Here is a 6,466-nt window from a genome sequence, read left to right as displayed (position 1 = left end):
GGCAACTGCCGTTGTATTCGCAATCGCGTTCTCAGCTTTCTATTCTTGTGAATTCGTCGAAACCCATTTTGCTGTTTGACAATGGTAGGCGTGCATATATCTTTCTATCCTCTCTTGAGACTCCACTCACCCAATGTAATTTACTACTGTGGCTTAGGTAAATAACTTTCTATCCTCTCTTGAGACTCCACGTGAAAACAATTTTTCCTTGCATGCGCACTCTCAAAACTTTCTATCCTCTCTTGAGACTCCACACAAAAACCTGATTAAGAAAGCCCATAAGCATTTACAAGTCTTTCTATCCTCTCTTGAGACTCCACAGACGCAATAAAAGGGAGACTTGGAAGCGGCCACGACGTCGTCTTTCTATCCTCTCTTGAGACTCCACTCCGTAGAGAGTATTGCAACAATGTTTCTACTGCTACCCACCTTTCTATCCTCTCTTGAGACTCCACATGTACATCTCGAAGTCACCCAAGTCACCCAATCAAAGTGAATCTTTCTATCCTCTCTTGAGACTCCACCGAGCGCTTCCGTATAAAACTCTAAGTTCCTTCCCTTAAAAGGCTTTCGTTCTACCGCTTCCTTACAATTCCCAGCTATTTTTCTCTCCATTTAAGAAATTTTCCTCTGCCCTTACCCCCAAGGCCTTGGGCGTTCCCATGAAAAGATATAAAGGGGTTGAGAAATGAGAATAGTAATGGTACGGTTTCGAATATAGCGTGTTCCCACGGGCTCAATGAGGAAAATGGAAATGATGAGTGAGAAAAAGTTGATTATTTGTAATACTAACGAGAAGCCGTAAAAGAATAATTTTAGAGTTAAAGCGGACGGACCGAAAACGTTAAGGATAAATTAAAGATAAAGATAGAAAGCGATAAGGAGGTCGAGGCAACCTTAGGGTAGACCTCCAAAATCCGTAGGAATTCTTGAGTTCACAAAGGGGTTAAGGTTTCGGCAGGATTTAATGTTGTGGAGCCGCCGGCGGGACTTGAACCCGCGACCACCGGCTTTCCGGCCGGTATACTCAAAGTACCGGATACAAGGCCGGCGCTCTGCCAGCTGAGCTACGGCGGCCCGGAAAGGGGGCCGAAAAGGGGTTTATGAACCGCTCTCCATGAACTCTCGGACAGCCTTCAAGAGCTCCTCGTAGGCTTCGTCACCGTAGGCGTAGAGCCATATTTCCATGTTCTCGCAAAGCTCATTTATAGCTTTCAACATCTCCTTAGCGGCCGTCTCCACGCTCAACCCTCCCACTCCAGCACCCATCATTGGAAACGCGACCTTCCTTAATCCCAACTCCTTTGCTACATTCAAGGCGGCCTTGGTTGCTAGGTAAGCGTTCTCCGGGGGTATTCTCAAGGCCGGTCTCTCCATGGTCGGGGCGTGAATTACGTACCTCACCTTGAGCTTGCCTGCCGAGGTGGCGACGGCCTCACCTACGGGCACCGGGGCCTTCTCGACGGCTTCCCTCTCTATCTCCTCTCCCCCCTTCCTCTTTATGGCCCCGGCCACTCCCCCTCCCATGAGCATTAAGCTGTTGGCAGCGTTGACCAGAGCATCTCCCTCGAACTCGGTTATGTCCCCTTTAGTCAACACGACCTCGCAAGAGCCTACCTTGATCCTCAACCGCGGGCCCCGGAGGTTTAAGGAGGGAGAAGTTTTTTGAGGGGAAGCGCGCTTGATGGAGAAGCTCGCTGCGGCGGCCTTGTTGCTGTTAACCGCCCACGCCTTGGGAGTTCACGCCTCCGCGGGGGAGCTCAACCCGGAGGAGGTCCTCGCGTTGGAGGCCTTGTGGCTTCCGATACTTCTACGGGCTCCGTGCGACAAGAGGGCCTTGTTAGTACTCTTCGCCGGCTTCAGCGGCTACTTCTTGCCGAGGCTCCTTCCTCACGACGCGTTCTTGAATATCGCAGCAACTGACATAGCTTTCAACAACTGGGTCCTATCCCCCTTTGGTATAGAGATGGGAGTGGTCGGCGGAGAAATAACGATATCCTACCACCACAAGCCCTACGCGCTCTACGCGGTGGGTTGCTCTTCCCTTCGCTCTGGGGCGTTCTTGGCCCTCATGCCCTTGGTTGCCCGGGGAAGCCTTCGGAAGAGACTCTTGGCAGCTGCGTTAGGCTACCTCTTGAGCTATCCTTTCAACGCCTTGAGGGTCGCAGCTATAATTCTCTTAGGCGAAACGATTGGTCTGTCTCCCTTCTTAGCCCACTTACTCGTGAGCCCCTTGGCATCTATATTGGTAGCGACTTTAATCATGATTTTGCAAGAGTTTGTATTGCCGGGTTACTTGGAAGAGATCTCGGAGGGGGTTGAGTGTTTGCTCACGCTGGCCAAGCCTTTGTGGCGGAGTAAGAGTACCTAATCCCGAGTCCGACCACTATACCTATCAAGTTAGAGACCAAGTAGTGCACGCCCGCGTATGTTAAGCCTAAGAGGAACGCGAGCTGTGCGGTCGCGCCCAGAGCGCTGGCCGCCTGGTAGTGGAGGAACCTCCTCGCCGCGGAGCCTTTCCTCCTGTCCCTGAACGTCACCTTCTCGTGTAAGAGGAAGTTGTAAACTACGGAGGCCTCGAAGCCCGCGAGGCCCGCGAGCGCTAAGCCGAGGGCGCCCAAGGACTTGGCGCCCAAGAGCTCGTAGACCGCGTAAAGCGCGCCTTCGTTGACCGCCACCCCGCTGGCGCCTACAGTCGCAAACACTAGCATCCTCTTGAACTCGCCCGTCTCCTTCGCCAGCTTAATTAGGTGTAACAAGTACTCCAACATCACCCTCCCGCCGAGCTTGGACTCGCCAGCCAGCCTCTTGCCGAAGACGTAAGGGACCTCACAGACCTTTTCGAAGTTACCCTTGGCGAGCAGCTCTAGGAGTATCTTGTATCCCAAGGGGTTGAGGGGGAGCTTCGCCCTCTCCACCACTTCTCTCCTCAGCGCGAAGAACCCACTCATGGGGTCCGTAGTATACTTGGTTGTGGGTACGAGCAACTTTGCTAACAGGGTTGCTCCCTTGCTTATGATCTTCCTGATGGCGTTCCACTCCTCTATCCTACCCTCCTTGGAGTATCTGGAAGCTATCACCAAGTCACAGCCCCTTTCCAGCTCCTCCACGAGCCTCGGCACGACCTCCGGGGGGTGTTGTAAGTCTGCGTCCATTACTACGAAGTACTTCCCCTCAGCTACCTCAAACCCCTTCATAACAGCGCTGGCAAGCCCCCTCTCGCCCCTCCTCACCACAACTTTTACCTTGCCGTATTTGAGCTTCAAATTCTTAGCTACCTCGGCCGTGCCGTCCGGAGAGTCGTCGTCCACTACTACCAGTTCATAACTTATCCCGGCTCTCCCCATCGCCTCGTCGAGCCTCTTGGCCACTACCGGCAAGTTCTCCCTTTCGTTGTACGTCGGTACAATTACCGAGACGTCCGTCAATCCGCCTCATCCGAGCACCGAGAATAGGCCGTACCTTAAGTTTCTGTAAAGCGACAAGGCCCAAACGACCACGGCCGTGACGCTCTCGTACGCCATGTTAGAGTCGTAGAACACGGGCCACCCACCTTCGCTCAGTTGAGCTTCCAACAGAGTTAGGACGGACTTGTCCACCGCCTCCCTAACTATTGGGTTCTTGAGGCCCGCCGCCAGGAGGCCCAACAAGCCCCAGCCGGTGGCCCACGGGCTCTCGCCTATCCTGTCGTCCTTGAAATGGCTCAGCAAGAAGCTGACGGCGTTCTGGACCTCTATGCCCCTATAGCCGTAGAGGCTCAAAAATAGGACCACCCTGGCAGTGCAGTCCAAGCAGTTGTTGTCCCAAGATCCGTTCAAGCTTTGTCTCTTCTCGAACCATTTTCTCATCCTAACGTAGTAGTGCATTGGTGCCCTGAATATCTCGTCCACATACTTTCTTCCGGCATAAAACATGGAGTAGAGGACCTCCGCGGTGGCCCACTCGCTCAACCCCCCTCCGGGGTTCGCTTCCCAGCCGCCGCAGGGCGTCTCGCCCGCAGCGAGCGCGTTAACGGAAGTAATGACGTTCTTTTCGTAATGCTTTAATGTCTCGTCGTCTGAGCCCACCAAGAAACCCAAGAGCGCTCTGGCCGTTCCGTAGAAGGAGCCCGGCTCGGTAGGGGAGGACCACTGCAAGAAGCCGTCCTTCCTTTGCCTCTCCATTATAAACTTGACGGCTTGCCTTATGCTAACGTCGTCGGAACTCAAACCCGCTTCCCTCAAGGCTACTATTACCAACCCGGTCAAGCCGGTCTGGGAGGAGTCGCAAGCTCCCCAGCCGCCGCACTCCAGCTGCCTGGTCTTCAGCCAAGTAACGCCCCGCTGAACAGCGTTGTCTAGCTCGTCTATGGTAAAAGCCAACTCTCTCGACCAGCTGCCTCTAAAGGGGGGCGGTTTATCACTCGAAAACAGAGTGGTCTACATTGAATGTAGCCGATGTGTTGATGGAATATGACTTGTCTAAGCTCGCAATAGCGACAGCGGCCAGCCACTCAGCGCTGCAGATCCTCCACGGCGCCAAGAAGGAGGGCTTGAGGACCGTTTTAATAGTGAAGAGGGATAGGTACGAGTTCTACTCAACTTTCTCTCACTTAATAGATTCCTTCATTGTAGTCGAGACTTGGAAGGAGATATTGGACGAAGTCGTAGCGAACGAGCTTCTGGCCTCCAATGCGGTGATAGTGCCCCACGGGAGCTTTGTGGAGTACGTAGGAGTCGAGGGCCTCTTGGACTACCCCGTCCCGCTCTTCGGGTCCAGAAAAATACTCCTCTGGGAGTCAGACCAAAAGAAGAAGATGGAACTGTTGAGGAAGGCCGGGATAAGGGTCCCCAAGGAGTACGACAGCCCGGACGAGGTTGACGGTTTGGTCATAGTCAAGCTCGGGGGGGCCAAGGGTGGTAAGGGCTACTTCTTGGCCAAGACCCCGGAGGAGGTGAGGAGGAAGTTAGAAGCCCTAGGTAACCCCAGCAACTACATAATTCAAGAATACGTCATAGGTGTGCCGGCGTACTACCACTTCTTCAACTCCCCAATTTACAGCAGGTTAGAGATAACTGGAATGGACATTAGGTACGAGAGCAACGTGGACGGCTTGCGCAGGCTCCCCCCGGAGCTGGCCGCCGGCGTAAGGCCCTCGTTCACGGTCGTCGGCAACGTACCCGTGGTGCTGAGAGAAAGCTTGTTGGTTGACGTATACAAGTATGGAAAGGACTTCGTGGAAACCACGAAGGAAGTCTTGGGAGAGGAGCTTGTGGGCCCCTTCTGCTTGGAGTCCATAATAACGGAGGAAGGAGAGGTGGTAGTGTTCGAGTTCTCCGGAAGGATAGTGGCCGGAACCAACTTGTACGTTAACGGGAGCACCTACTCCTACTTGTACTGGGACGAGCCCATGAGCGCGGGAAGGAGGATAGCGCGGGAGATAAGGAAGGCCAGAGACTCCGGGAGGCTGGAGGAAGTGCTGAGATGAGGTGTTTTCGGGGTGCCCGAGGGCACTCCCGATGAGGAGGCGGTTACCCCACCGAGGCCTTTTGGGCTCCGGTGCCCGTGGGAGGAAGGGAGAGGCTTGAAGTGCTTGACCTGTGTCTTGCTGTCGGCCTTACCCGTCGTTGAGGTGCGCGGCTCCGTGCCTTGCTTGGCCTTCGCCAACTGCGGGGTCCAGTACGCCGCCTTGAGCTACTTGTTAAGCTCCTCCGCGGGGGTGGCCGTTTATCTATTACTAGAGAAGACCTTTCCCCGCGTAGAGGCTTTCTTGAAGGGTAAGTGGGAGCTCGGAGCAAGGGTCTTGGAGAAGGTTGTAGAAAGGACCAAAAGCAAGTCCAGTAAGAAGGTAGAAGAGATGGGCACCCTGGGGCTGGCGACCTTTGTTGCGCTCCCCGTTCCCGGCACCGGGGTGTGGACGGGCGCCCTCGCGGGGTACCTCTTGGGTTTGAAGAGGAGGGACGTCGTACTGGCGATCTTCGCGGGAAATGCGGTTACTACAGCAATAATGAGTTTAACCTACTTAATTCATTCTCCATAAATGGACTCGAGTATCTTGCCCGCTATCCTGACCACGTCTATGGTTGTTATTACCGCGTAAGGCTCCTCGCTCTCGTTGAGGACTACCAACTCCTCCTCCCTATACTTGTTGAACAGCTTTATCGCGTCTATCACGTCTGCTGCATAACTGACGAAAGACGGCTCCGTGTTTACGTAGTCTTCTATAACGTCGTCGCAGTTGTTCTCTGAGGCCGCTGAGACGAGTTCCCTCCTACAGAATATTCCTACGAACTCCCCGTCGACGGTCCTCACCATTACGCAAGGCACCATCGACTCCTCCATAAGCTTCGCCGCCTCGCGGACCTTAGTGGTCGGCGTGACCCAAGGAGCCTCCCGGGCGATCTCAGCCACTTTCAAGACGCGTTCCCGGGCGGCGGCTAGCCGTTCCCCTTTTTGAAGGGGAGAGTCTAAAGGGAGGGCCTCACGA

Annotated in this window: 7 protein-coding genes, 1 tRNA gene and 1 CRISPR repeat array; of the genes, 3 read left to right on the top strand and 5 right to left on the bottom strand. The window is 54.3% G+C overall.

Translation table 11 applies throughout. The annotated features are described in order from the left end of the window. Positions 1–100: 100 nt before the first annotated feature. Positions 101–524: direct repeats of the CRISPR family, unit length 26 nt; unit sequence CTTTCTATCCTCTCTTGAGACTCCAC. A 449-nt stretch (positions 525–973) separates the two neighbouring features. Further along, positions 974–1,077: transfer RNA gene (locus AC1HCZ_RS04775), tRNA-Thr, on the bottom strand. Between the two features lie 24 nt (positions 1,078–1,101). Then, positions 1,102–1,629, bottom strand: a complete 528-nt coding sequence (locus tag AC1HCZ_RS04770) for a macro domain-containing protein (RefSeq protein WP_479462403.1) — start codon at positions 1,627–1,629, stop codon at positions 1,102–1,104. Positions 1,630–1,684: 55 nt separating this feature from the next. Between AC1HCZ_RS04770 and AC1HCZ_RS04765 the strand changes: the two genes are divergently transcribed. After that, on the top strand, positions 1,685–2,371 hold the full coding sequence (locus tag AC1HCZ_RS04765) for a hypothetical protein (RefSeq protein ID WP_479462408.1): 687 nt from the start codon (positions 1,685–1,687) through the stop codon (positions 2,369–2,371). Here AC1HCZ_RS04765 and AC1HCZ_RS04760 read toward each other — a convergent pair. Both AC1HCZ_RS04760 and AC1HCZ_RS04755 read right to left on the bottom strand, forming a co-directional pair. Further along, on the bottom strand, positions 2,331–3,428 hold the full coding sequence (locus tag AC1HCZ_RS04760) for a glycosyltransferase (RefSeq protein WP_479462402.1): 1,098 nt from the start codon (positions 3,426–3,428) through the stop codon (positions 2,331–2,333). The genes AC1HCZ_RS04765 and AC1HCZ_RS04760 overlap by 41 nt on opposite strands. A gap of 6 nt (positions 3,429–3,434) precedes the next feature. Beyond that, positions 3,435–4,361 (bottom strand): prenyltransferase/squalene oxidase repeat-containing protein, encoded by a 927-nt coding sequence (locus tag AC1HCZ_RS04755; RefSeq protein WP_479462401.1) that lies wholly within the window; start codon positions 4,359–4,361, stop codon positions 3,435–3,437. Between the two features lie 83 nt (positions 4,362–4,444). On the opposite strand from AC1HCZ_RS04755, the gene AC1HCZ_RS04750 reads away from it, so the two are divergent. Further along, complete coding sequence (locus AC1HCZ_RS04750) at positions 4,445–5,467, top strand: formate--phosphoribosylaminoimidazolecarboxamide ligase (RefSeq protein ID WP_479462407.1); 1,023 nt, start codon at positions 4,445–4,447, stop codon at positions 5,465–5,467. 96 nt (positions 5,468–5,563) lie between these two features. Continuing rightward, positions 5,564–6,019, top strand: a complete 456-nt coding sequence (locus tag AC1HCZ_RS04745) for a COG2426 family protein (protein WP_479462400.1) — start codon at positions 5,564–5,566, stop codon at positions 6,017–6,019. Here the strand turns inward: AC1HCZ_RS04745 and AC1HCZ_RS04740 are convergent. Then, complete coding sequence (locus AC1HCZ_RS04740) at positions 6,007–6,390, bottom strand: CBS domain-containing protein (protein ID WP_479462406.1); 384 nt, start codon at positions 6,388–6,390, stop codon at positions 6,007–6,009. The two genes, AC1HCZ_RS04745 and AC1HCZ_RS04740, sit on opposite strands and share 13 nt — an antisense overlap. Positions 6,391–6,466: the final 76 nt, after the last annotated feature.

Source organism: Ignicoccus sp. (assembly GCF_056435145.1).
Note: the sequence above shows the minus strand (reverse complement) of the source record. Positions and strands in the feature narration are given on the sequence as shown.

What these genes read in the sequence shown, in the direction of transcription:
- AC1HCZ_RS04765 (WP_479462408.1), top strand. Translation starts at nt 1,685, where the DNA reads ATGGAGAAGCTCGCTGCGGCGGCCTTGTTGCTGTTAACCGCCCACGCC.
- AC1HCZ_RS04750 (WP_479462407.1), top strand. Translation starts at nt 4,445, where the DNA reads ATGGAATATGACTTGTCTAAGCTCGCAATAGCGACAGCGGCCAGCCAC.